This window comes from Curvibacter sp. EU05-FHT14A10 (assembly GCF_058791075.1).
The window spans coordinates 368,824-394,621 of record NZ_JBYTDE010000002.1; the positions used below are offsets into that span (position 1 = coordinate 368,824).

20 protein-coding genes are annotated in these 25,798 nt (G+C 59.5%); 14 read left to right on the forward strand and 6 right to left on the reverse strand.

Translation table 11 applies throughout. From position 1 onward, the window contains the following. Positions 1-30: 30 nt before the first annotated feature. Positions 31-1,914 (reverse strand): sensor histidine kinase, encoded by a 1,884-nt coding sequence (locus tag AC3WUT_RS04845; RefSeq protein WP_492345940.1) that lies wholly within the window; start codon positions 1,912-1,914, stop codon positions 31-33. A 19-nt stretch (positions 1,915-1,933) separates the two neighbouring features. Here AC3WUT_RS04845 and AC3WUT_RS04850 point away from each other — a divergent pair, with 19 nt between their 5' ends. Then, a complete protein-coding gene (locus AC3WUT_RS04850; protein ID WP_492345941.1) occupies positions 1,934-2,593 on the forward strand; it encodes a LuxR C-terminal-related transcriptional regulator in 660 nt (219 codons plus the stop codon). A gap of 138 nt (positions 2,594-2,731) precedes the next feature. On the opposite strand, the gene AC3WUT_RS04855 is transcribed toward AC3WUT_RS04850, so the two are convergent. Next, positions 2,732-6,838 (reverse strand): PAS domain S-box protein, encoded by a 4,107-nt coding sequence (locus AC3WUT_RS04855; RefSeq protein WP_492345942.1) that lies wholly within the window; start codon positions 6,836-6,838, stop codon positions 2,732-2,734. A gap of 298 nt (positions 6,839-7,136) precedes the next feature. Between AC3WUT_RS04855 and AC3WUT_RS04860 the strand changes: the two genes are divergently transcribed. Continuing rightward, entirely contained in the window at positions 7,137-7,688 is a 552-nt protein-coding gene (locus AC3WUT_RS04860; RefSeq protein ID WP_492345943.1) for a hypothetical protein, read from the forward strand. Between the two features lie 152 nt (positions 7,689-7,840). On the opposite strand, the gene AC3WUT_RS04865 is transcribed toward AC3WUT_RS04860, so the two are convergent. After that, entirely contained in the window at positions 7,841-9,196 is a 1,356-nt protein-coding gene (locus tag AC3WUT_RS04865; protein WP_492345944.1) for a chloride channel protein, read from the reverse strand. A gap of 168 nt (positions 9,197-9,364) precedes the next feature. Here AC3WUT_RS04865 and AC3WUT_RS04870 point away from each other — a divergent pair, with 168 nt between their 5' ends. The 4 genes from AC3WUT_RS04870 to AC3WUT_RS04885 all read left to right on the forward strand — a co-directional run bounded on the left by AC3WUT_RS04870 (position 9,365) and on the right by AC3WUT_RS04885 (position 13,000). Beyond that, a complete protein-coding gene (locus AC3WUT_RS04870) occupies positions 9,365-9,883 on the forward strand; it encodes a MarR family winged helix-turn-helix transcriptional regulator (RefSeq protein ID WP_492345945.1) in 519 nt (172 codons plus the stop codon). Between the two features lie 702 nt (positions 9,884-10,585). Next, positions 10,586-11,125, forward strand: a complete 540-nt coding sequence (pal, locus tag AC3WUT_RS04875; RefSeq protein WP_492345946.1) for a peptidoglycan-associated lipoprotein Pal — start codon at positions 10,586-10,588, stop codon at positions 11,123-11,125. Positions 11,126-11,191: 66 nt separating this feature from the next. Then, the gene (locus AC3WUT_RS04880; protein WP_492346163.1) at positions 11,192-12,181 is read left to right on the forward strand and encodes a formylglycine-generating enzyme family protein; all 990 of its coding nucleotides are present in this window, start codon (positions 11,192-11,194) and stop codon (positions 12,179-12,181) included. A gap of 405 nt (positions 12,182-12,586) precedes the next feature. Continuing rightward, on the forward strand, positions 12,587-13,000 hold the full coding sequence (locus AC3WUT_RS04885) for a hypothetical protein (RefSeq protein WP_492345947.1): 414 nt from the start codon (positions 12,587-12,589) through the stop codon (positions 12,998-13,000). Between the two features lie 98 nt (positions 13,001-13,098). Here the strand turns inward: AC3WUT_RS04885 and AC3WUT_RS04890 are convergent, their stop codons facing one another. Beyond that, entirely contained in the window at positions 13,099-13,896 is a 798-nt protein-coding gene (locus AC3WUT_RS04890) for a 4-hydroxy-tetrahydrodipicolinate reductase (protein ID WP_492345948.1), read from the reverse strand. A 259-nt stretch (positions 13,897-14,155) separates the two neighbouring features. On the opposite strand from AC3WUT_RS04890, the gene AC3WUT_RS04895 reads away from it, so the two are divergent. Next, positions 14,156-14,869, forward strand: a complete 714-nt coding sequence (locus AC3WUT_RS04895; protein ID WP_492346164.1) for a response regulator — start codon at positions 14,156-14,158, stop codon at positions 14,867-14,869. 106 nt (positions 14,870-14,975) lie between these two features. Continuing rightward, on the forward strand, positions 14,976-15,269 hold the full coding sequence (locus tag AC3WUT_RS04900; RefSeq protein ID WP_492345949.1) for an ATP-binding protein: 294 nt from the start codon (positions 14,976-14,978) through the stop codon (positions 15,267-15,269). Positions 15,270-15,355: 86 nt separating this feature from the next. On the opposite strand, the gene AC3WUT_RS04905 is transcribed toward AC3WUT_RS04900, so the two are convergent. Next, positions 15,356-16,321, reverse strand: a complete 966-nt coding sequence (locus tag AC3WUT_RS04905) for a LysR family transcriptional regulator (RefSeq protein ID WP_492345950.1) — start codon at positions 16,319-16,321, stop codon at positions 15,356-15,358. A gap of 99 nt (positions 16,322-16,420) precedes the next feature. Here AC3WUT_RS04905 and AC3WUT_RS04910 point away from each other — a divergent pair, with 99 nt between their 5' ends. The 4 genes from AC3WUT_RS04910 (at position 16,421) to AC3WUT_RS04925 (ending at position 21,190) form a co-directional block, all read left to right on the forward strand. After that, positions 16,421-17,482 (forward strand): aromatic ring-hydroxylating dioxygenase subunit alpha, encoded by a 1,062-nt coding sequence (locus tag AC3WUT_RS04910; protein WP_492345951.1) that lies wholly within the window; start codon positions 16,421-16,423, stop codon positions 17,480-17,482. Positions 17,483-17,489: 7 nt separating this feature from the next. Further along, positions 17,490-18,446 (forward strand): PDR/VanB family oxidoreductase, encoded by a 957-nt coding sequence (locus tag AC3WUT_RS04915; RefSeq protein WP_492345952.1) that lies wholly within the window; start codon positions 17,490-17,492, stop codon positions 18,444-18,446. A gap of 40 nt (positions 18,447-18,486) precedes the next feature. Next, the gene (locus tag AC3WUT_RS04920; protein WP_492345953.1) at positions 18,487-19,494 is read left to right on the forward strand and encodes a Bug family tripartite tricarboxylate transporter substrate binding protein; all 1,008 of its coding nucleotides are present in this window, start codon (positions 18,487-18,489) and stop codon (positions 19,492-19,494) included. Positions 19,495-19,918: 424 nt separating this feature from the next. Then, on the forward strand, positions 19,919-21,190 hold the full coding sequence (locus tag AC3WUT_RS04925; RefSeq protein ID WP_492345954.1) for an HD-GYP domain-containing protein: 1,272 nt from the start codon (positions 19,919-19,921) through the stop codon (positions 21,188-21,190). 658 nt (positions 21,191-21,848) lie between these two features. On the opposite strand, the gene AC3WUT_RS04930 is transcribed toward AC3WUT_RS04925, so the two are convergent. After that, complete coding sequence (locus AC3WUT_RS04930) at positions 21,849-23,654, reverse strand: SulP family inorganic anion transporter (RefSeq protein ID WP_492345955.1); 1,806 nt, start codon at positions 23,652-23,654, stop codon at positions 21,849-21,851. Positions 23,655-24,049: 395 nt separating this feature from the next. Between AC3WUT_RS04930 and AC3WUT_RS04935 the strand changes: the two genes are divergently transcribed. Both AC3WUT_RS04935 and AC3WUT_RS04940 read left to right on the forward strand, forming a co-directional pair. After that, positions 24,050-24,487 carry a peptidylprolyl isomerase gene (locus AC3WUT_RS04935; protein ID WP_492345956.1) on the forward strand — a complete coding sequence of 146 codons (438 nt, stop codon included), beginning with the start codon at positions 24,050-24,052 and terminating at the stop codon, positions 24,485-24,487. Between the two features lie 91 nt (positions 24,488-24,578). Then, entirely contained in the window at positions 24,579-25,766 is a 1,188-nt protein-coding gene (locus tag AC3WUT_RS04940) for an NAD(P)H-dependent flavin oxidoreductase (RefSeq protein ID WP_492346165.1), read from the forward strand. Positions 25,767-25,798 lie beyond the last annotated feature (32 nt).

The window sequence follows — 25,798 nt, forward strand, 5'->3', positions numbered from 1 at the left end:
GGCCTTCCCATACGGTACTGACCGTAGTTTTCAGCGCGGCCCGGGCAGCGGGCGCACGGGTGCGTCGGGCACCAGGATGCCAAAACAGCTGCCCTGCCTGAGGCGGGAGCTGACCCGCAGCACATAGCCGCTTCGCTCACACAGCGATCGCACGATGAACAACCCCAGGCCATGGCCTTCGGGGGCCGCATGGTGGCCCTGACGAAACGGCGCCTGCAGCCCCTGGATATCGGCGGGCAGCAGGCCCGGCCCCGTGTCGAGGACCTGGATCTCGAAGCCCCCCTGCCGGCGTCGCACCCCCAGCATCACGCGCCCCTTGGGCGGCGTGTAACGCAAGGCGTTGCTGATCAGATTGCCGAGAATGCGGCGCAGCACCGTGCGTGACGCATCGATGTCGACGCGATTGTCGACATAGCTCAGCTGCAGATCGCGCGCCCGGGCCTGATCGCGGTGGTCGCGCACCAGCTCGGCCAGCAGGGTGCCCAGTTCGATGCGCTCAGGCGGTTCGGGCAGGCCGTCACGGGTTTCCTCGATGATGCCGCGCAGCAGTGACTCGGCATAGTCCAGGCTGCGATGCAGGTGCTGTGCAATGCCTTCGGCCTGGCCTTGGTTTTGCAGGGCGCCGATGGCCAGGCGCAAAGCCCCCAGGGGCTGTGAAATATCGTGGCTGGCACTGGCCAGTTGCAGGCCCTGGCGCTGGGCGTGCTGCAGAGCGGTGCGGCGCTCAGTCTCGGCATGCAGCAGTTCATCGGCCTCGGCCATGCGACGCACCCGGGCTTCGGCCTGGTGCCGTTGGGCCAACCGCACCTGGTTGACCAGGGCGACCGAAAAGAACGTGCATTCCAGCAGCAGCCCCAACTTGGGGTAGTGGAAAAAGTTCACGCCGGGCAAGGGGTTGAGGCCCAGGATGCCCATGAGAAACAGCGCAAAGCCAAACAGGACCAGGCAGGCCGACCCGAGCAGGTACAGGCGCGCCCCAGGCAGGCGGTCGCGCAATGCCAGGGTCGCAGTGATCAAGGCCAGCACCCCATAGGCGCTGGCCCAGGCCATCAGCATGGGTTCGATCTGAGGGCGGTTGATCCAGGGCAGTGTGCAGGCCATCAGGATCAGCCCGCCCAGATGCACGATGTACAGGCGGGGGTAGCGTTCGCGCACCCTCAGAAAGTGCATGGCAAACAAAGCATGGCTGGCCAGGCAGAACAGCGCGAACAACGAGGGCGCCGCATTGTTCCAGCGGGGCGATTCTGGCCACAGGTAGGCAAAACCATAGCCGCTGGTTTGCGAGACCAGGCACATCTCGCTGAACACCAGTGCGGCGTAGGCCAGATAGGCCCGCGGCCCACCCACAAAGCGGTAGACAAACACCACGGCGAGCAGGGTCAGCATGATGCCCAGCACCATGCCGTGCAGCAGGTGCTCCAGGGTGTTCTGGCGCTGGGCTGTGGCCGGGTCCATCAGCTGCAGCTGCAGGCGTCCGTTGACGTGAAGCCTGTAATCCAGTTCGATGACCTGGTGCCCGGGCGCCAGCGTCAGCGGCAGCTGCCATTGGGGCTGCAGCAACGGGCGGTCGGCAAACCCCGCCGCCGGGCCCTGGTTCACCAAGGTTTGCTGGGTGGCGGCATCGCGCTGCGTGACCCGCAAGGCCAACACATCCGGCACCCCCAGATGCAGCACCGCGCTTTGCGGCTGGCTCTGATCGTTGTACAGCCACACCCGCTCGTGACGCAGGCCGTCTGTGGTGGGCAAGTCCTGCAGGCAGCCGGTCAGCATCAGCACCTGCGCGCCGATGGCTGGGCGGCATGCCGTCTGCGCGGGGCTGATCAGCCCCGAGGGGGCGACCTGGGCCCCGGTGGCCGACTTGTAGAATCCAGCACATCCCAAGATCAGCGCCGCGCTCAAGGCGAGCCAAGTCATTTGAATCCAACGTCGTGCCATGTCTGCAACCGTTCCCAAGACACTCCTGCTCGCCGATGACCACACCTTGTTCCGCGAGGGTTTGAAATTGTTGCTGGGCACCATGCCCGGCGTGCGCATTGTCGCGGAGACGGGCACGCTGACCGAGCTCAAGGCGCTGGTACAGCAACATCAGCCTGATCTTTTGCTGTTGGATTACCACATGCCCGGCGGCGACACCACCGCGCTGGCCATGTACTTGCGCCAGCGCCATCCTGCCATGCGCCTCGTGATGCTGACGGGCGCCGCCAGCCCCTGGGTGCTGGGGCAACTGGTGGATCTGGGCGCCGATGCCGTGCTGCTCAAAGAACTGGACGCCCGGACCCTGCAGCACTGCCTGGCCGAAGTTCTGGCCGGCCGACAGGTGTTGCCGCCCGAGGTCAAGGCCTTGATCGGGCAGCATGACGTCGACCTGACCCGGCGCGAAATGCAGATCCTGAAACTGGTTTACGACGGCTTGTCCAACGCGGCAATCGCCGATCTGCTGTCACTCTCGCCCAAGACGGTGGACAAACATCGAGAGAACCTGATGCGAAAAATGGGCGTCAGCAGCGCCGCGCAGCTGATTCGGAAAGTGCATGAGATGCAGCTGTTTGAATTGCAAGCTCAGCCGGCACCACTGGCTGGCAGCGGCGCGTGAGCTGGGGTGCGGGCCTGGACGATGTCCAAGGGATCTCGCCCATGATCAGGCCTGATCTCCTCCCACCCCACGCACTTCACTCACTTCACCCACTTCTCCCAACTGCACCGCCAGCGCCAGTGCCCCCCCGCAGCCGGCTCAGCCAGAAGGGAACTGCGCTGAAAGCCAGGCCAGCAAGGTTTCGTAGAGCAGTGGGGGATCCACGGGCTTGGCAATGAAGTCGCTCATGCCAGCGTCCAGGCAGCGGGCCTTGTCCTCTGCGAAGGCATTGGCGGTCATGGCCACGATGGGCGTGTGCTGGTAGCCAGGAATCTGCCTGATCTGGCGGGTGGCCTGCAGACCGTCCAGAACGGGCATCTGCATGTCCATCAAAATCAGGTCATAGGCCTTGGCCTGGGCCATTCGCACGGCGATCTCACCGTTTTCGGCCTGATCAGCCCGCAGGCCCACGTCACTGAGCAGCATGTCCGCAATATCGCGGTTGATGGGTTCGTCCTCCACCAGCAGGACGCTCTTGTGCGCGTGCTCATTCTTCACCAGTGTCTCGACCTCGCCGCTGGGCCGCGCATGCGCCTGGTACACCGCCTGCTCGTCCTTGCGCAAACGTGCCGTGAACCAGAAGGTGCTGCCCTGCCCCGGCACACTGCTGACGCCTGCCGAGCCTCCCATCAATTCAGCGATCTTCTTGGTGATGGCCAGGCCCAGACCTGTGCCGCCATACTTGCGGGACATCGAGCTGTCGGCCTGCTCAAAGGCGCCGAACAACTTGGGCGTGACCTCAGGCGTGATGCCAATGCCCGAGTCCTCGACCTCAAAGCGCAGGAGCACGGTAGCCGCATCCTCATGCACTGACCGGGCGCGAAACGTCACCCGGCCGCGCTCGGTGAATTTGATGGCATTCGACGCGTAGTTGAGCAAGGCCTGCTGCAAGCGGGTGGCGTCACCACGCAGCCTCTGCGACAGCCAGGTGTTGTCGATGCGCAGGTCCAGCCCCTTTTCCTTGGCCTTCTCACCCAGCATCGAGGCCACATTGCCAAGCAGGCTCTGCACATGGACAGCGCCATCCTCCAGGGTGAGCTTGCCCGCCTCGATCTTGGACAGGTCCAGCACATCGTTGATGACTTCCAGCAGGTGTTTGCCGGAGGCGTCAATGACCGCCAGTTTGGCGTCCTGCTCGGCGCTCACGCCCGTTCGGCGCAGCAAATAGACCATGCCGCAAATGGCATTCATCGGGGTGCGGATCTCATGGCTCATGTTGGCCAGGAAGGCACTCTTGGCCACATTGGCCGTTTCAGCGGCCTCTTTGGCCAGCATCAGATCGGCAGTCTGTTGATCGACAAGCTTTTGCAGATGGCCGCGATGCTGCTCCAGTTCGTTCTCGACATGGCGCCGCGCGGTGATGTCGTGCCCGATGCCCAACACACCGATCAATTGCCCCCCGACATCGCGCATGGGCACCTTGGTGGTTTCCAACAATTCACGATGGCCATCCGAGGCAAACGTGACCTCTTCTTCATTGACCGAGGCGCTGTTCCTCTCCATCGCGTTCTTGTCGTTGGCACGGAAGAAATTGGCCAACTCGGCGGGCACGAAATCGAAGTCGGTCTTGCCGAGAATGGCTTCTTCGCTGGCGCCGAAAAACGCCTCGAAACGGCGGTTGCAACGCAGGTAGACGCCCGCGGCGTCCTTCAGCCAAATCATGTCGGGCAGGGTGTCGATCAAGGTGCGGTACATGGCCCGCTCACGCTCCAGTGCCGCCTCGATGCGTTTGCGTTGCGTGATGTCTCGGGCGATCTTGGAGATACCGATCACCCGACCTTCGCTGTCATGAATCGGTGAAATGGTGACCGAAACATCAATCAGCGCGCCGTTCTGATGCAGCCGCACCGTTTCATGGTGATTGAACGAGTGATCCATGGCCAGCCGCTCCAGGATGTCGCGCTCTTCGTCGACCCGGTCGGGCGGAAAGATCCGCAAAAGCGATTGACCAATCATCTCGGCCGCGCTGTAACCAAAAATGGCCTCGGCCCCCGGGTTCCAACTCGTGACCTGCCCCTTCAGAGTCTTGCTGATGATGGCATCGTCGGAGGACTGGACGATCTGGCCAAAATGCTGCAAAGCAAGCTCTGACTTCTTGATCGCGGTGATATCGACGAAGGTCTCCAGGAACAGCGCCGAAGTGCTGGAGGGCAGGGGTGAGCCCGCCAGCAGGACGGTCATCGTCTCGCCCATTCGGGTGTGGACTTCCGCTTCAATGGGCTCAAACCGGCCGGCTCCGGCCTGCGAAGCCGCCAGGTGCGATTGCCAACGCGCCTGCACCCGGCGGCGGTACTCGGGGTCAGGAAAGGCGTTCTCCAGCCAGTGCTGGACCGTGGGGATGTCTGCACAGTCGTAACCAAAGGTCTGAACAAACGACTGGTTCAGGTAGGTGATCTGATGCTGGGCATCAATCAAGGCCATGGGAATGGGCGCGGCATCAATCACGCCCTTGAACTGAGCGCCTGACTCACGCAACTCATTTTGCAGTCGAACATGGTCGGTGATGTCTTGCACGGTGCCGCGCAAGGCCACGATGCGGCCTTGGCCGTCCACGTCGGCCTCACCTCTCACCGTCACCCACAACGGACTGCCACTGTCGTTGTGGATGCGGGCATCGCAGGCAAAGGCCAATCCATCACGGCGACAGGCTTCGATGGACCTGGCCAGGGGCTCCCAGTCGTCTGCGGCAAAGAGGCCCTGGATGTCCGGAAACGAGATCGGTGCTCCCCCGGGCTGCAGCCCATAGAACCGATACACATCGGCCGACCATTCATAGCGGTCGTTCACCAGATCCCAGCGCCAGTGGCCCAGTTTGGCCAAATGGCTGGCCGCCCGCAGAGAGGCCTCACTGGTACGCAAGCGGGCCTGGGCTGCTTGGCGCTCGCTGATGTCACGGCAGGCCATGTACAACAGATCCGTCCCGTCGGACACCATGGGTTTGATGCTGACTTCAGCGCTGAACTCGCTGCCATCCTTGCGCCGGTATCGAGCTTCAAACTGGTCTGGCTGGCCTGTGGCCAGCGCCGCCTGCACCGCACGGCGGATGGGGCCCTGCCCGGTCCCGGCCTCCCATTGGTCGAGCCCCATGCCCAGCAGGTCCTGCCGGGTGTAGCCCAACAGCGCACAGAAGGCATCACTGACCTCGATCAGGGTGCCATCGCGGTCCAGGATATGAACCCCATCGCTCGCGTTCTTGAGCAGGGCCAGCGCGTGGTTGCCTTCGCGACGCAAACCCGCCAGCATTTTCAACAGCACCCAGCTCATCGCCAGCGTGGTGACCAGGAACACCCCGTTCCCGATCACGGTCTGTTGCACCCGGCTTTGCCAGGGCTGCAGATAATCAGCGTGCGCCAAGCCGACAATCAGGTGGAAGGGCATCGACTTCAGGCGCTGGTAGGTGATCAGGCGCGGGTAACCATCGGGCGTCGTCTGAGTGTGGTACGAAAAGCTGCCCTGGCCGGCGGCGATGCCGGCGATCAGCGTCTTGTTGTATATCGGGGCACCCAACTGGCCTTCGGGCTGCTGGAGCGCAGGATGGCGGGTGATCAGCTTGAGGTCGGCATCTCGCAAGATGACGTTGCCATGAGCGCCATACTCGAGTCTGGCCAATTGCTCATGCAGGTATGACACCGGGAGCGCCATCGAAACCACCCCCGCAAAGGCGCCCCCCGCATCGCGATAGCGACGGGAAACGGGAATGACGGGCACTTTGGCGATCTGCCCCAGCACAGGGTCGCTGATCAAGGTTGCGGCATCGGGCTTGTCCCTCAGGACGGAAAAGAAGCCACGCTCAGCCCAGGAAGCCTGACCCGCGATCACCCCTTGGCCCAACACCAACTGGCCGTGCGCATCGGATACCCGGATTCGCGCTCCGGGAACCAGGCGGCCCTCCTGACGCTCCAGAAAAGAGGCCAAGCTCGCCAAATCCAATGGCCGGTGGCGCGCGGCCTCTTCTTCGAGTCGGTCAACCACCGCGGCCAGCGTGATGTCCACCTTGCCCATGCTGACCGCCAGATTTTCGTCCAGTGCGCGGGCCAGACTACGCCCCTGCATCTCAGCCCGCTGATGGTAGAGATCGCGCTGCTCAGACAGCGTGTAGGCATTGAACAGGATGGCTAACGCGTTGACCAATGCGACCAGCGCCAGCAAGGTGCGCCGAAACACCTTTTCTTGACCGACCGACAGCGGATTGAAGGCAGCGCGCATACCGAAAGTCCTGAGGTTGGCGGTACATGGGAGCATGCAACGCCTTTGACTGTATCCCAGAGGCCGCTCCCATGTGTTGACTCAACACGGGCCGGGTGCAAATGAATGTGCTGGTGAACTTTCACCCTCCCAGCCGTACCAACCTGAAGTTGGTGAAATCCCTCAACCAACCGGAGAATGACGGATATAGAGAGGAACAGATTCAGCGAGGAACAGACCATCGGGCTGCTTCAGCAGGCACCGACTTGCCAATCGATCACCTCGCAAGAATCGCTCAGAGTGACCGCTGCAGAATTCGATGCAATCGCGCAAGGGCGATGCCGAGCAGATGAGTCGCGACGAGAACGATTCCTTGCCGACAAAGGCAAGCGATGGAGCTTGCGCAAATAACGATATGGTGTTGCGCCAACGCTGCCCTGATGTCGTGTCGTGCCATAGAACGGAAAACACGCCACAAGACAGTCTTGGGATACCTTTCGTTCGCAATGATGACTCTGGTGTCGATAACCCCAACAATCGTAGAGACTGGATATTTGCCGACAGGGAGGTACGTACCAGGGTATTCGCTCTGCGCACGAATCAGGCGGTTGGACCCATCCACCTGAACCCCGGTGGGGTCCAAGACGGATCGATCATCCAGAAGAAGCGCCCAATGCTGCCTGTACTTGGCATCGCCTCGCACATCCCAGCACAGAAAGCGAACCCTGTCAGCCAATCCCAATTGGCTGGCATAGCGCGCCAACACAATCGCTTCATGAAAGCACAGGCCCTCGCAGGCCTCGGCACTGACGTGCTTCTTGGCTTCTGCAAAACGGATCAAGGTACACCATGCGGACGCGGGTTCAACTGACCGCACATGACCGGGCAGTTCGCTCACCAGCGCACGATGGAGAGGCTCGTCAGTGCTTGCGCTCTCGGGTATACCCTTGTGGTTTTGCATTTGTGCAAATATAGAATCAACCCTGCCCTTTGAGACAGGGTTCTTCAAATCTGGACAGTTTTTCAATGCCCCTCCGGGGGCATCTTTTCTTGGGCGGGCCGCAACGGCTGAGGCAGGCGCAACAGCTGCAGCTCGGCGAGAGCCGCATAGAGTGGTGCACTGATGAGCCTGGAAACGCCGCTGGCAACCAGCGCGCTGGCCATCAAGCTCAGCACCAATCCGTGTCCGTCAACCATCTCCATCACGATGATGAAAGAGGTCAGGGGCGCTTGAGTCACGGCGGCCAGAAACCCAGCCATGCCCAGTGCTATCAATGTGGAGGCTTGACTCGCATCCATCAATGAGGCGAGGTCGTTGCCAATGGACGCCCCAATGGCCAATGAAGGCGCAAAAATTCCGCCGGGGACGCCGGACCAACTCGTGATCCATGTGGCCATGAACTTCAACAGGACATACAACTGCCGCTGTTCACCGCTTCCCTCCAACATATGACGGGTGTAAAGGTAGCCACTGCCAAATGTCGCGCCCTCCGTGACCACGCCGAAAACAGCCACGATCAGCCCACACCCAGCGGCAAAGCGGACCGGGTGCGATGCGCGGACCCGCGTAAACCAATCGTTTGAACGGCCTGCCAGCGACGCCACCATCAAACGTGAGAACAGCCCCCCGGCGGCCCCTGACACCAAAGCAACCAAGAGCGCGGGAAGGAACAAAGCCGTGTTGACCGCACCGGCCTTGATCACCCCGAAATAGGTGGAGTTGCCATAGATCGAAACGGCCATCAGTCCAGAAACCACAATGGCCGCCATGATCAAGCCGTTGCTGCGTTGCTCAGGTTTACGGGACAACTCTTCAATGGCAAACATGATGCCGCCAAGGGGCGTGTTGAAGGCCGCAGCAATTCCCGCAGCGCCCCCTGCAATCAAGAGTCCGTGCTCAGAAACAGGTCCCGACTTGTGCAAAAAGCGCTTCGCGCTGTGCATGATGCCCGCCGCAATTTGGACAGAGGGGCCTTCCCGCCCCAAGGAGAGCCCGCAAAGCAGACCACCTGCCGTCAAAACCATTTTCGCGGCGCTTAGCTTCAAGGACACAAACCACGAACTTGCCGACTGCTCCAGGCCTGGGGTCAATGCCGCCATCACCTGGGGTATCCCAGAACCAGCACTTCCAGCAGCCAAACGGCGAGTCAGCCACACAATGGCGCCGGTTCCGATGGGGGTCCAAATCAAGGGCATCCACCACGCGCCTCGAACCATCATCTGAAACAGGGACAGCGCTTGCTCGGTCATCCAGGTGAACAGCACCACAGTCAATCCAGACAAGACCGCGAAGGCAATGACGACGAATCGCGTTGACCATAGTCGCCAATCAGAAAGTTCTCGCTGAACGGCGTGGGCGAAGTGAGGGTGGCGTTTCATGCAGGAAATTGAAGGACCAAGGGCGAAAGCGAAGCGAACCAATCATCGATTCAACGGCAGGCCTTACAAATTTAAATTTGTACAAATGTAAACCAACACGAAGACCAAAACACATCAACGCGTTGTCACACAAAGTGCGACGCTGGATCCGACCACGCCGCTATCATCATGCGCATGGTCAGCTCTCCACGTACCGGTGCCCAGAAAAGGGGTGCTTCTTCTTTGCACCACGTCAAAGCCACATTGGTGCTTCGCCGCTTTCGAGTGGTCTTCAATGCTGTGAGAACTCATTTTCAACAGGTGGAAGCCATCGCGGGTGTCGGAGGTGCGCAGGTGTGGGCGCTGAGCGTCATTCGCTCCAACCCGGGACTCGGCGTGACTGATTTGGCTACTGCGATGGATGTTCATCAGTCAACTGCCAGTAACTTGGTCAAATCGATGATCACTCGTGGGCTGATTGCGACCAGCAAAGGACTGCAAGACAAGCGCAGCGTTGCTTTGGCCATCTTGCCCGCCGGCGAAGATGTCTTGAGGCAGGCCCCAGGGCCATTTGAGGGTGTTTTGCCGGGGGCATTGATGCGTTTAGATCCCGAGCAACTGGATCGCCTCGACTTGGATCTGGCCGCGTTGATCAACCTACTGCAAGCTGACGAGACCGCTGAGCAAAAACCACTTGCACAGCTTTGATGAACAAATTTTCTCAGTTTCATGCTTGGTCGCACCGACGCTGTTTCGCTGCGATTTGACGGGCTTGAAGCGCCTGCAGGCGGATCGATTGGAGTCTGGATTCCAACTCGGTTGGAAATGCCAGCAGAGAGTCATTGAGGTGGGTAATCACCCTCTCTATCCAGTCTTCCTCATGGCTCGTGAGCCCGTGCTCAATCAAAGGGTCCAACTTCGGGGCCTCAGGGCGCTTCATGCAGATGGAATGTCGTGGGCGCACAAACATCCTCCTACTGGTGACGGCTTCGGGCAGGTGTAAGCCTTTAACCTGACTGCTGGATAGCACTGGTCGGACGCAACACGCTTGTGCATCGCGGCGTTCGCCACGCCGGCCTTTCCCGGGAAAACGTCCGAGACATCCGCACTGGCAACCACGCCAAAACTGACGCCCGACATCCGTTTCCCATACATGAGTGCTCGCATCGTGCTGCGCTGCCTTTGGCGCTCAATTTCGACTCAACATTTGTACAAATGTAACTTACGGCTTGGCATCCTTTCGCGACGAAGTCGCAAAAGATCTTAGGGATTGCCCGCGGAACCGTTGCCGAGTAGCCCGTACAGGTGCTCTATGCATTTGTGCAAATGCTAGTATCTCGCAGCCACAAGGCTGCGTTTGGCCAACTGAGAATCCCGAGCATCTTCACTTCAACAACTATCCAGATTTCAATGAAGACCTATCAACACCTCGCATGCATCGGTGCAGTTGCGCTGCTTTTGTCTGCTTGCGGCAGTTCCCCAAAGTCCAAAGCTGAAATCGCACCGACCCCGACGGCAAGCAGTCCGGCACCACCTCAACCCCCGCCTGCGGTTGCCCAATCGACGGTCGCCAAGGTGGTCGTACCGGACTACCTGGACCCCAACAACCCCATCTCCAAGGACCGAAGCGTCTTCTTCGGCTTTGATCAATACAGTGTGGACAAAAGTGCCCTGGGGATGATCGAGCGTCATGGCAAGTACCTCAGTAAAAATGCGAGCCTGAAGGTCCATGTCGAAGGCAACACCGACGAGCGCGGTGGCGCAGAATACAACTTGGCGCTAGGACAAAAGCGTGCTGAAGCCGTCGTCAAAGCGCTTCGTGTGTACGGAGTCAAGGACGAACAGATGGAAGCTGTGAGTTGGGGTAGAGAAAAGCCCCGCGCAGCAGGTCATGACGAAGCCTCCTGGTCACAAAACCGCCGTGTGGATCTGACCTACCCGAACAAATAAGGCATCAGCGCCCAGCGCTTGAGCAAGTGGTCGGCCCATCAGTTGGAGATGTGCGTGAAAAAGTTGATGTCACTTTGCACGGTCTTTTGCTTGCTCAACGCGCTGCCTGTTGTCGGCTTTGCCCAAATAGCACAGCCGATGCGGATCATTGATCAGACCGGGATTGAATTCGTTCACATACCGGCGGGCAATTTTGAGATGGGGACATCAGAACCGATTGAAGTTCTGATGCTAAATTACCCGAAGTTGGAGGGGCTCAGAGCTAGGCAACTTCTCGATGAAACACCCTCTCATGAAGTTCGCATCAGCAAGGATTTCTATTTGGGAAAATATGAAATCACCGTCGATCAATTCACTAAATTCGTAAAAGAATCTGGATACATTCCTGAATCGATTGATGATAAGACAGGTGGATATGGTTTCAACCCGGCATATGATCGCACTCGACCTGAATCAGCAGATGCCTTTGAAGGTCGCAATCCCAAATACAGTTGGATGAATCCAGGCTTTCCGCAGCAACCCAACAGTCCTGTGACGAACGTAACTTGGAATGATGCGGTGGCCATGGCCAAATGGCTCAGCAGAAAAGAAGGCGTACCTTACCGACTGCCCACAGAAGCTGAATGGGAGTACGCCTGCAAGGCAGGACGCGATACCCGGTACCCCAATGGCAACTCGCCTGAAGGTCTTATTCAGATTGCCAACACATTCGATCAAGATGCCCTCCCATACTGGATGCGCTGGCATGACATGGCGCTCAAAGGATCTGATGGCTTTGCATTCACAGCACCTGTAGGAAAATTCCCTCCAAACCAGTTTGGATTGCATGACATGCTCGGTAACGTTTGGGAGTGGGTCTCTGATTGGTACGATGAAGCAACCTATGCCAAATCAGAGAGAAAAAATCCAATGGGGCCAGAAACAGGCACCGAACACGTGCGTCGTGGTGGTTCTTGGCACACTTGGTCACTTTATGCGCGCTGCGGATTTCGCAACTGGAATACGCCCTCAAGCCGTTATCCTCTATTAGGATTCAGGTTACTCAGAGAACGATGAAATCGCCATTCAACAAATAGATCCTCACATTTTATATTAATATATCAAACTCGAACATCCACATCCAGGACGTGTCAAATTGGCCATTCCACAAATCGTCATAGACGAAGCCAGATGTCAAAAATGATGATGGAAATTCTTCCGGTCAAATTTCACACCGCCTTTGTTACAACGAGTCAGAAACATCGACGAGGCATTATAAACTGAACCATTGACATGGATGGATCTTATTTTTTACCAAGAACTCTTGAAAATCTCATCCGGAATATTAAAAAAATCCCTAAAGATACCCAGAAAATTCCCTCATGAGTAATGAGGCCTCAAGCAAGCACCCTCAGGCCAAGTCAAAGGCCCATGCCTCGGTGTGATCAAAAAGCCATCAGAGACACCCACTGATTAAAAATGATGTCCAGCAAAAAAAGCCAAATGATCAGTTGGGCCCTCGTCTTGCTCTCCACGGCAGGCGCGACGTTTTGGGGGGTATCGTTGATTTCAACCAATGCACAAGAGACTGACTGGACCCATCTTTCCTGCGTCATCAAACCAGGGAAGATAATAAATTATAGTTACAGCAGAAATCTAAATGCTGTTGACATTGACGGGGAACTCGTCAGAGATGCTGTTTTTCAAAATCGTCAAATTATTTTTGACGCGCAACTCCAAGACGGGGTGATATATCACCACATCTTGAATTTAGAAGATCGGACTTTGCGCATACAAACAAAAAATCGCCACCGCACCATGCCATTGATCAAGTGTAATCTGGCGACAACGGCTGATCCCCCATCCAAAATTCACCGTCATGCCCCAAGAGATTGAATCAAGCAGATTTGATGCATAGATCGATCTATGATTTCTCAACGATCGACCCTCTGCCTATTCAATTTACGGAGCAGCCGTGCTTCAAAATGGCAAGCTCAAATATCAGCCACCAAGCCTTCCCTCACCCGTTTCATGATCAGGTCATCGAAGCTATAAAATCCATTATCGCAGTGCTTCAATACCTCAAGTGCAAAAGCAGCACCAGTTCCAAAAGCTTCCCGTCGAATTGAATCATGTATCAAGCGCACAGTTTGATGCGGGAACCCAAAGACAACTTCATGATGTCCAACAATACCGCCAATCCTTAGAGAAGTAATGCTGTCGTGATTCACTCCGAGTTGCTCGGCAATGATTTTTGCCGTCCCTGATATTTCGGGTTTTTCGCGAAAATGCTGCTCAATTATTTCAACATCTGCGAAAGGCGCAATATTTCTTAAAAGTCTCGCGGCAATCAGTAGAAAGTTGATCCCCAAAGTAATATTAGGTGAACTCATGACTCGCGCATGATCAGCCATGGCACGCAAATATTGCAGGTGACTTTCTGTGTAGCTTGATATGGCACTGACCAGAGTCAACCCTCGGGCCTTGATTTCCTCACCATAAAGGTACACGGTATCTGCTTGTGAAAAGTCAACTACAGCATCAACAGGGTGTTCCTCGAACCAGGCGGAGATATCCAAGCGTGACAACCCCATGATAGGAACTTCTCGATGACCTTCAATGTGATCCCCCTCAGACGAGGACCTGCGAAGCACCCAACATAACTCGAATCGAGAGTCGCTCATAAGGGCGTCAGCAACAGCCTTGCCGGCCCGGCCATACCCAACAAGCCCAACCTTCTGAGTGTGGTTCTTTGGCTGAAGTTCAAATTTTGTCGAATCATCAATTTGCATTTGTACAAATGTAGATGAAAATTCACATTCATGCAAAAGATGACCACACCAAGCGACACAGCAATGCCCACACACGCCCAAGTCAAGTACAGGTTCTCTGACGGACGATCTGAAATCGACCTCGGAAAGCTCGTACAGCCCAACACCACCAACGCTTGGTTTGGCTTGCCGTCAGATTCAGACCAGGCGCAGGCTCGCCATCGCAATGCGCGACCACCGATTGATGATCGCGCTCCGTCTTTTCACCAGTGAAACGACCATGACCAGCCGGCTATTGATGATTGATGACGACGTTCGACTCGTCCAAATGATCGGCAAATTCCTGGGTCAATCCGGCTTTTCATTGGTCCATGCGGCCACTGGCCGCGCCGGGATGGATTGTCTAGCCATGGAGAGCACCCGCTACGATCTGGTTCTTCTGGAGTTGGTGCTGCCCGACATCGACGGCCTGGAGGTTTGTCGCACCCTGCGCTCGTCGCCGAAGGGATCTCGCGCAGAAACTCCGATTCTCATGCTGACTGCCAAGGCTGAGCCCATGGATCGCATCATTGGCCTGGAATCAGGCGCAGATGATTACTTGACCAAACCGTTTAATCCTCACGAATTACTTGCTCGGATTCGAGCGATCCTACGTCGCGTGGGGCCCGTTCCTGACGAGCCCTCACCAAAAATGCGATTCGGTTCATTGGCAATTGACCAAGTCATGCGCACAGTCAGCGTGGATGACCGGCTCTGTAAGCTGACTCAAAGCCAATTTGACCTGCTGCTGACTCTCGCTCATCAGGCAGGCAAAGTGTTGACTCGCGGCTATCTCATGAAGTCTTCGAAGCATCGACCCTCGCTGCTTTCAGTCCGGGCGATCGACGTTCAAATATGGCGGATCCGCCAAGCCATCGAGTCAGATGCCAAGATGCCCAAACGCATCATCACGGTCAGTGGAGCAGGTTACTTGTTTGCCAAACAACAAGATTGACGATGTCTCCAATCCAAGACAACACCGGTTGGGCCACCCCATTTGCAAGCGCATTGCAGTTCAACCAGATCCGCCGTTTATACGTCCGGATTTGGTTGGCAGTTTTATGCACAACGGCGAGGTGCTCAATGTGCACCTGCCGCGCCCGTCGCGCAATTTTTGGAGCCGCCCGCCTTTCGGCTTTTTCTGGACCCTGGGCCTGGCTGCGGTGGCGGTGGCCCTGGCCACCTACCCCATCATCCGCAAGCTGACCCGGCGCCTGGAGCAATTGCTGCGCGGCGTGGGCCTGGGGCTGGTCAAGTCGATTGCCGAGCGCCACGGCGGCACCGTGCACTGCGAAGACCGCGAGGGAAGTGGGGCTCGCTTCATATGGCGAATACCGACCTGGTATGGCGCCTAACGACCAGACTCTGTCGTTGTTCGTGTTTGCCTACTGAGGTCCTTGGGCTGGACCTTGCCTAGCCCGTTCAGGCCGCCAATGCGCCTTCAGGCCTTGGGCGCGCGAGCCAGCACGGGCGCCCGAAAAACCACATCTGGGTAATTTTCAAACATCGATTTGATCAGTTCGCGAAGCCAGACGATAGCCGGGTCTTTGTGAAACCGCGGGTGCCAGTGCTGATGAAGGGCAAACGGGGGCAATGAAAAGGGTACCTCGATCGTGCGCAGGAACCCGTACTCCTCAAAGGCATGGGCCAGTTCTTGGGGCACGGTGGCCACCAATTCCGGGTTGTGCTTGATCAAGAAGGGCACCGTCAGGAAATGCGGTGTGGTGACAGCGATCTTGCGTTGCAGGCCTTGCTGCTCGACCACGTTATCGTAAGCCTCGGCGGTATGGCCCGTCAGGGAGACGGCGATCTGCGGCAAGGCTTCGAAGGCTTGCGGGCTTAGCCTGGGGCCGGGCACCGGGTTGTCGCGGTGCAACACGGTCACAAAGGAATGCAAAAACAGGCGCTGCTGAAACAGGCCCTCCGGCACGGTGCGGATCGAGCCGATGGCCAGATCAGCCTCGCCCGAACCCAGCAAAGATTCGATCTGCTCGACGGGCACTTGCAAGGTTCGAACAGAACAGTCTGGCGCCAATGTTCTGAGTTGCTTGAGCAACGGCGGCAGAAAGACCAGTTCGCCCATGTCAGTCATGCACAGGGTGAACACCCGCCGGGCGGCCATCGGGTCGAATCGGGCCGCCGCCAGGATGTCCTGGCGCACGGTGGCCATCACGTCCAGGACCGAGGCCCGCAATGACTCAGCCTTGCGGGTAGGGCTCATGCCCTCCTTGGTCTTGACGAACAGGGGGTCGTCAAAAAAGGCACGCAGGCGGTTCACCGCATGGCTGGTCGCACTCTGGGTCATACCCAAGGCTTGGGCCGCCCTGGTCACGCTGCGCTCATGGAACAGTGCGTCGAACACCGCCAGCAGATTCAGGTCCAGCTCTTCCATATGAATTTGGTGCATTCCTTGAATTATTGACATGCGGTTTACGCATTTTCAGGTCGATTCTAGGATTGATGAACATCAAGTCGAGAGGCGCTTGATCAACAACGGAGACAAGCAATGTTCATCAAAAATCTTTGGTATGTGGCCGCCTGGGACCATGAAGTCACCCAGGAAGGCCTGTTCAGCCGCACCATCATTGGAGTTCCAGTCCTGATGTATCGCACACAGGCGGGTCAGGTGGTGGCCATGGAAGACCGCTGCTGCCACCGCGGCGCGCCCCTGTCGGTGGGCCGGCGCGAGGGCGACTGTGTGCGCTGCATGTACCACGGCATCAAGTTTGATGCGGCCGGGCAATGCGTGGAGGCACCGGCTCAATCCCGCATCCCGCCTCAGGCCAAGGTGCGCACGCTGCCGGTGGTACAGCGGCATCGCTGGGTTTGGGTCTGGATGGGCGCCCCGGATCGGGCCGACCCCGACCTGATCCCCGACACCCAATGGCTGGACCACCCGGATTGGCGCAGCCAGGACGGCTACATCCACTACGACGTCAACTACCTGCTGATCTGCGACAACCTGCTGGATTTTTCACACCTGCCTTTTGTGCATCCGTCAACGCTCGGGGGCAGCCCGGATTACGCCTCTGCCCCGGCCAAGGTCGAGCGTCTGGACACCGGCGTGCGCATCACCCGCTGGGCCATCGACACCGAGCCCCCTCCTTTTGCGGCCGCGGTCAAGGAATGGGGCGGCAAGGTCGATCGCTGGAACATCTACAACTTCACTCTGCCGGCCACCTTGCTGATGGATTCGGGCATGGCGCCCACAGGTACGGGCGCTCCGGAGGGGCAGCGCGTGGGGGCGATCGAATTCAGGGGCTGCCAAGCCATCACGCCCGAGACCGAGAACTCGACCCACTACTTCTTTGCCCACCCGCACAACTTCTTGCTCGACCAGCCTGAGGTGACCCGCTCGATTCACGAGGCCGTGGTGACCGCCTTCGACGAAGATCGCGACATCATCACAGCACAGCAGCGCAGCCTGGCGCTGGCGCCTGACTTCAAGATGGTGCCCTTTGGCATCGATGCAGCGCTCAACCAGTTCCGTTGGGTGGTGGCACGCCGGCTGGAAGAAGAAACCCGTGAACGGGCGGCCGGCCAGTCAATCGCCATGGCGAAGGACTGAGGCGGCCATGCAACTGATCGTCAGCCAAATCACCCATGAAGCCCAGGACGTGCTGGGGTTGGAACTCAGGGATCCTTCGGGTGGGCCCCTGCCTGCTTTCACGGCGGGCGCCCATGTCGACGTGCACCTGCCCCATGGGCTGTGCCGGCAGTACTCCGTCGCCAACGGCCCGGCGGAACGGCATCGCTACGTGTTGGGGGTGGGGCTGGCCCCCGACAGCCGTGGCGGGTCGGCCTTCATCCACCACCAACTCAGGGTGGGGCAGTTGCTGGAGGTGGGGGCACCTCGGTCCTTGTTTGGCTTGTCAGACGCGGCCCACCAACATCTGTTGGTGGCGGGCGGCATTGGCATCACGCCGATCCTCAGCATGATGGAGGCCTGCCAGGCACGGGGGCAAGCCTGGCGCCTGCTGTACTGCGTGCGCTCCAGGGCTCGCGCCGCCTATGCCTGGCCGCTGGGGCGCTTCGGCAGCCAGCGAGTCACCTTGCACGTGGACGAGGAAGCCGGTGGACAGCCCCCGGACCTGCGCAGCTTCCTGGGCCAACCCGACCCAGGTGTGCATGTGTACTGCTGTGGCCCAGCGGGCTTGATGAGGGCAGTTGAACAATGCGCTCTCGGGGCCGAATTCCAGGCCGAGCAGATTCATTTCGAACGTTTCCACGCCGAGACCACGGCGGCCGGTGCGATGCATGCCCGCCAGGCCTTCACCGCGGTGCTGCATCGTTCGGGCCTGCGTGTGCCCGTGCCCCATAACGTGAGCCTGCTCGACGCGCTGGAGCAGCACGGGGTGTGCATCCCCAACGCCTGTCGCGAAGGCTTGTGCCGCAGTTGCGAGGTGGGGCTGGTCAGTGGCCAGGCCCAGCACCTGGACCACGTTCTGAGCGAACCCGAGCGCCAGGCCCAGCGCAGCCTGCTGCCCTGTGTTTCCCGATCCCTTGGCCCCGAATTGGTCTTGGACCTTTGAGGCCGCCCCAAAAACAGACATCCCAAATGGAGACAAACCCATGACCCACCAGAAAAACCTGAAGGCCCCGAAAGCCTTCTGCCTCATCGGCAGCATCACCGCGCTGCTGTCATCCCTGGCAGCCCCCGCGCTGGCCCAGGACAGCTATCCTTCTCGGCCGATTCGCATCGTGGTGCCCTACGCGGCCGGTGGTGCCACCGACTTCGTGGCGCGCAAGGTGGGTGACGGGCTCGCCAAATCGATGGGACAGCCGGTGGTGGTCGACAACAAAAGCGGGGCGGGCGGTGCCATTGGCGCCGCCGAGGTGGCGCGCGCCAGGGCCGACGGCTACACCTTGCTCATGACCATCACCGACTCGCAGGTCAACAACACGGCGCTGTTCAAGAACCTGAGCTACGACCCGTTGAAAGACTTCATCCCCATCACCCAACTGGTGCGCAGCCCGACCCTGCTCTCGACCCATCCCGGCTCGGGCATCAAGAGCCTGGCTGATTTGAAGACCAAGGTGAACAATGGAGGCCTGTCACTGAGCTATGCGTCGTGGGGAATCGGCGGCCTGGGCCATTTGCAGGGCGAAACGCTGAACCGCAGCCTCAAGGCGGGCATGGTGCATGTGGCTCAACGGGGCGAGGCACCTGTGATCTCGGACCTGCTCGCTGGCACGGTGGAACTGGGCTACTCATCGGTGGGCAGTGCTATGCAGCATGTCCCGACCGGCAAGCTGATCCCGCTGGCCGTGATGGGGCATCAACGATCCACCTCGCTGCCTCAGGTGCCCAGCCTGCGCGAACTGGGCATGGCCGACCCGATCTACGACACCAGCATCTGGATCGGTCTGCTGAGCCCGGCCAAGACACCGGCCCCCATCGTTGACCGCCTGGCGCGCGAGGTGCGGGCCATCGTCGGCGCCCCCGAGATGAGCCAGTTGCTCAATGGCCGAGGCTTTGAAGTCATGAACTCGACGCCCGAGCAGTTTGCAGATGATTTCAAGCCTGAGTTCGAAGTGGTGACCCGCAAGATCCGGGAGCTGGGCATTCAGCCCCAGTGAGGCTATGGCAGGGCCCAAGGGCTGAAACTCAAAACCAGCCCTTGACCAGCCACCCACCCAGTTCGGACACCGCCTGTTGGGAAGCTCAGCTTGAGACCGGAATGCATGCCAACCGCCGGGCGATCCGAACTGGGTTCAGCCCAGAAGCCAGTAGAGGTCGTCTGTGAGGCGTGCACTGAAATCAAAGGGTCAATGGCGTTCACAGTTCGTGCTGTCTGAACGAAAGACCAGGCTTGCGCGCCCATTGACAGTGACGGCGGCAGCTCTGGTCAATGTCAATCGCATCCCTTCGTTCAGATTTCCTTCATGTCATCTTGAAACAATCCCCCAATCGTCCGGAGTTGCCCTAGGCTCTAATTTCATCAAGACGGCTACTTGCGGGAAAAGGGCTTCCTTGAATTGATGATGATCAATGATATCGCCCATGAACTCTCTCAATAAGCAGATTGCCATTCGAATCGGACTGGTCAGTTTGCTACTGGCCTCCATCACGAGTCCGATCGCATGGATCGTTGCTCGCGAGTACGCAGAAGACAGCATTGTTTCTCTCGCCTACGAAGAAACCGGTCGACTGATCAATCACCTGGAGTTATCTCAGCTCAATGGATCCGGGGCAGCAGAGCAGGCCGCAGATGCAGCCAACTCCATCATTGGAGGCATGTTCGATATTGCCGAGATTTATGATGATAGAAGTAATAAAATTGCTGAAGCGCTCACCTCCCAGGGCAAGGCGGTTGAGCAACTCCTGGCCAAACACGATAGACCAGGTTCTGTGACGGCGGTTTACGAAACATTGGAAACCACGACCAAACACTGGGTGTTGCGCGTCTTTGTCCCACTCAGGTCGAATGCGCTTGACACAAAATCGCCAATCACCGGCTATTTTGAAGGTGTCAGGGTCGTACCACAATGGCAGCAGGATCAAGTATTCAGGGCATCATGGATTTCAGTGTTGATGGTGTGTTTGGCATCCTTGGCATGTGGGGCCATGCTTTACCCCGTGATGGTTCACTTATCGACTGACAATGTTCGCAAGGCCCGCGAAGTGCTTGACTCACACATTGCCATGATGGAGGCGCTGGGGCGTGCCATCGCCAGGCGTGATTCCGACACAGGTGCCCACAATTATCGCGTGGCATGGCTTGCAGCGAGGGTCGGCACGCAAATGGGCCTGTCCAAGACCGTCATGCAGGAATTGATTGTAGGTAGCTTCCTGCACGATGTAGGCAAAATAGGCATTCCTGACAAAATATTGCTGAAGCCCGGCAAACTGGACCCAGAAGAAATCGAGATCATGCGCACCCACGTGCATCATGGCGAAAACATATTGCACGGCATTGGCTGGCTTGGCGGTGCCAGCGAAGTCGTTGCAGCGCATCACGAAAAATGGAATGGCACGGGTTACCCCAGAGGCCTGGCAGGTGCCATCATTCCATTGCCTGCCCGCATCTTTGCAGTCGTTGATGTTTTTGATGCCTTGTGCTCCAAAAGACCTTACAAAGAAGCCATGGGGTTTGAAAATTCCATGAAAATCCTTGAAAAAGACACAGGATCACATTTCGACCCAGAAGTCATGGCGGCTTTTTCTCCCATCGCCAACGGGCTTTATGAGAGGCTGGAGAATACGAGTGAGGATGAGGTCCGAGTTCTGATGGAAGAGCAGGTGAGAAACTATTTCGGCGAAGAAACCAACTGACTCACGAAGCATTGACAACCAAGACGCACATGGCCTGCCGATCGGCTGCTGCTGATAAATCAAGCGGAAGCGAGGCGTCGATGAATACCACGTTTCTTTCACCCGAATAAGCGATGAAATACTCTGGCAATGGCCAAACTGCCCAGAGCGATCAGCACGCCAATCAACAAGACCCCCAGCCAACCAATCCTGGATGATTTTTCAGGTGTATTTTCATGACGCTTGGCCTCTTCATCCGAGAACAACTTGGATGGAATCGTATCTGGTTGCAATGGGTCGTCTCGCCTGTATCAATTCAACGCCCGCGACAGCTCGCACTCTTGAAATGATGTTGTCGGCGCATTGATGCAAAACTCCCTGATCACATCGTGCCGGGCCAATATGAAGCGGACATGAATTGAAACCGCGACGCGCGCCATCCCTGTGAGCCCACCCGCCAGAAGGGAATGCCGTGCTCGTCAGTTCGCGATGCGCCCTCCAACCATCAAGAAATGACCGTCCCGATCCTGGGTTGATCGAATTTTGGAGCGAAACGAAGCTGAAACACCTCGCCGCGGCAAAGCCAATGAAGCCGCCCCAGGTGGACCAATGACGCAGAGCCCCAAGCCGTCGTGCTGACGCCCAAAGGAGGCGACATCGGTGCCCGGCCCCTGGCTCATCATCGGGCTGCTGCCGATGGATCGCTCAAAAGGGCCGTGGAGGCTTCTTTCGGCCTCCCGGGCGTGGCCTCCCCGGCGCGATCCTCCCAGTCCTCCCACGCCACAGACTCAGCCACGAGATAGCGCTTCACAGCTTCTCCGAGCGTCGAAAAAAAGCGTTGCTCGCCGAGTCTGGAAAACAGCCCAAAGCGCTTGAGCTTGTCTTTGACGGGGCCCTTCATTTCTGCAAAGCACAGCTCAATGCCCGCCTGGTGCAGCGTCTGGTCGAGTTCGTCAAGCACATCGGCTGAGGTCACGTCCACACTGGTCATCGGCTCGGCACCGACAACCACCCAACGAACCGGCGTGGGGGAGTTGGCGACCACCTCCAGCACGCGGTCTCGAAACAACTCGGCGTTGGCGAAGAACAGCGGCGCATCCCACCGGAACAGCACCAGCCCTGGCACCACCCGGGCCTCTGGGTGGCGAATGATGTCGTGATACCCCTTGACGCCGTCTACCCTGCCCAGCACGGCTGAGTAGGGGCGCCAGCCATCCCACAGGAATTCGATGACCGCAGCGACAATCGCCAAACCAATGCCCGGTATGGCTCCCAGCAGTGCCACGCCGAGCAGGCAGCCAATGGACAACCAGAACTCCCAGCGCTGGATTCGCCAGATGCGGCGCAGGTCACTGATTTCGATGAGTCCGATGGCAGAGGCGATCACCACGGCAGACAGCGCAGCGACCGGCACGTTGCGCACCAGACCGGGTGCCAGCAACAACAGGGCACCCACAGCACAGGCCCCGACCACACCGGCCAGTTGCGTTCTCGCCCCCGCGGCCTCGGCCACCGGTGTGCGAGAGGCACTGGCACTGATCGGAAAGCCCTGGAACAGCCCCGCAGCCAGATTGGCGGCCCCCAGGCCAACCATCTCCTGATTGGGATCGACATGGGTGCCCGAACGACCGGCATAGGTTCGCGACAACACGCTGGTGTCGGCGAACGAGATCAGCGCCACCGCCAGCCCACCCAGCAGCACCGGCGCGACGTCGTTGGAGCCGATCCATGGCAGCGAGAAGTGGGGGAGTCCCTGGGGCAATGCGCCGAGTACAGGCACACCTGCCTGGCCGCCGGTCAACGCCAAGTCCTGCAGGGTGACAACCAGAGTGGCCCCCAGTACGCCGATCAAGACACCTGGCGCGCGTGGATACCGCCTGAGCAGAAGAAGCGCCAGCAAGGTACCCGCACCAATGACCAGCGCTCTGGGGTTCGACTGGCCGGCCGCCAGGGCCCATCCGAATTGCCAGGCCTCGCCCAACAGCCCGCGGGCATCGACACTGAAGCCGAACAGTCCCGGCAACTGACTGACGATCACGGTCAGTGCGATACCGTTCATGTAACCGTACCGGATCGGCTTGGACAACAGCTCGGTGACAAAGCCCAATCGCAGGGCGCCGGCACCGATGCACAGCGCGCCCGACACCAGCGCCATCATGCTGGCCAGCGCGACCGCCCGTTGGGGATCGCCCGCCGCAAGCGGCAACACCACGGCCAGGATCAGGGCGGCCAGCGAGGAATCCGGGCCCAACACCAGGATGCGACTCGGCCCGAACAAGGCATACGCCAGCAGGCCAGCCAGAGTGGCATACAAGCCGCAGATGCCGGGCAGCCCAGAGGCGACCGCGTAAGCAATGCCCACCGGAACCAACACCGCGGTCAGCGCCAGACCGGCCACGAGGTCATGCCCCAGCCATCCGATCTGGTAGTGGCGGACCTTCTGAAGGCACGGAAGCCAGCGCGCCCAGCCCGCAGCAGGCCGCACGGACCTTGGGCCAGGCACTCGCTGCGCTGGCAGCGTTTTGGTCTGAGTTGGTTGCTGATTCACCCTGGCAATTTACCCCGAACTCAGGTGGCTCAAATCGACCTGATGTGCACCCCACCCTCGCGTCAGCCGCGCCACGCAGGGCTTACCCCAGAAGCTCGGGGGCCAAGGAAGCTGCGCCGCACTTGAGGCCTTGTTCGCCGCAGGGTCTTCAAAAATCGGTCGACAGAAACGGCAAGCCACATATGATTCACAAAAAATACATTTTACAGAGAAGCCTTGTTGACTCCCCACTGGCAAAGGTCTCGAACCTGCTCCGAGGTCCAGGCATCCAAGCCTGCACCTCAGCCAGCAGACCGGACGCCTGCGCCAGTGACTGAACCGCGTGTTTCGCCATGTCACACCGACCTGACCGCCCCTTGCACGAACCGCCTGAGGCCCTGCCGGCGCAAGCGGGCCCGAGCGTGTACCTGTGCCACATCCTGTTTGCCCAGGCCCCCGGGCAGGATGCCCATGCCCTGCGCCTGCAGGCCGAACGGGTCTTGCTGGCCCTCACCAGCGCCCAGGCCGAGCCAGACCAGTTCGCCCGCCTGGCACGCCAATGGTCCGCCTGCCCATCGGCGCACAGAGGCGGTGAATTGGGCTGGGTGCGCCCGCAGGACTGCGCCCCCGAGATGCTCAATGAGTTGTTCGAAATGCGCGAACCTGCCTGGGGCATGGGCGTGCATCCCCGCCTGGTTCATACGGATCAAGGCGTCCACATCGTCCAGGTGCTGGGCCGCCGTCGCACAGACCGCCGCCCTTCACGGACCGAGCTTCCGCTTTCGTTGTAAAGGAGTGCCCATGGCACCGTCAGTCTCTTCCACCCCGACCTTCGAGTCCGGGATTTCTTCGCTGCCCGAGGGCGACTGCCCCAGTCAGTCAATGCAGGCCTTGTGCCATCAAAACAATTTGCGGCCCTGGTCACTCAAGGGGCGCAGCCTGCTGCCCGTGGTACAGGGGGGCATGGGCGTGGGGGTGTCGGCCGGGGGCCTCGCGGGGGCCGTGGCCCGCTTGGGCGCAATGGGCACGATTTCATCGGTCGATCTGCGGCGCAAACATGCCGATCTGTTTGAGCAGACCCGGCATCTTGAACACGAACCCGATGCCAAGCAACGCATCGATGCCGCCAACCTGGAGGCGCTGGCGCGCGAAATCCGCCGGGCCCGCGAAGTGGCCGGGGGTCAGGGCGTGATTGCCGTCAATGTCATGAAGGCCCTCAGCGAATACGAGGCCTACGTCCGCCAGGCGCTGGCCTGCGGGGTGGATGCCCTGGTGGTGGGCGCCGGGCTGCCGCTCGACCTGCCCGACCTGGCGCGCGAGCACCCGCAGACCGCCCTGATCCCCATCCTGTCGGACGCCCGGGGCGTGCAGTTGCTGGTGCGCAAATGGGACAAAAAGGGCCGCCTGCCTGACGCCATCATCATCGAGCACCCCCGGCTGGCCGGCGGGCACCTGGGCGCGGCCCGAGTGGCCGACCTGCAAGACGCCCGCTTTGACTTCGACGTGGTGCTGCCCCAGGTGCAGGCCTTTTTCCAGAGTGCCGGCCTGGAGCGCGACATTCCCCTGATCGTGGCCGGGGGCATCGGCAGTCAGGAGGAACTGCGTCGCTGGCAATCCATGGGCGCCGCCGCAGTGCAAATGGGCACCGCCTTTGCCGTGACCGAAGAGTGCGATGCGGATCTCGCGTTCAAGCACATCCTGGCTCAGGCCCGGCCCGAAGACCTGGTGGAGTTCACCAGCGTGGCCGGCCTGCCCGCCCGCGCCGTGCGCACGCCCTGGCTCGACAAGTACCTGCGCCTCGAACCCCGCCTGAAGGCGGCGGCCCATCCCAAGCCACGCTGCACCCTGGCCTTTGACTGCCTGGCCCACTGTGGCCTGCGCGACGGCGACGCCAACGTGGGCCAGTTCTGCATCGACCGGGCCCTGGGTCATGCCTTGCGCGGGGACCCGGGCAAGGGCTTGTTTTTCAGAGGTGCCGGACGCCTGCCGTTTGGCTCGCACATCCGCCCGGTGCAGGATCTGATGCGTTGGATGTTGGGCGCCCTTCGCCCCGCCAACCTGGTGGCGTGATACCCCAGGCCCCGGGGCGCAGTGGTCCAGAC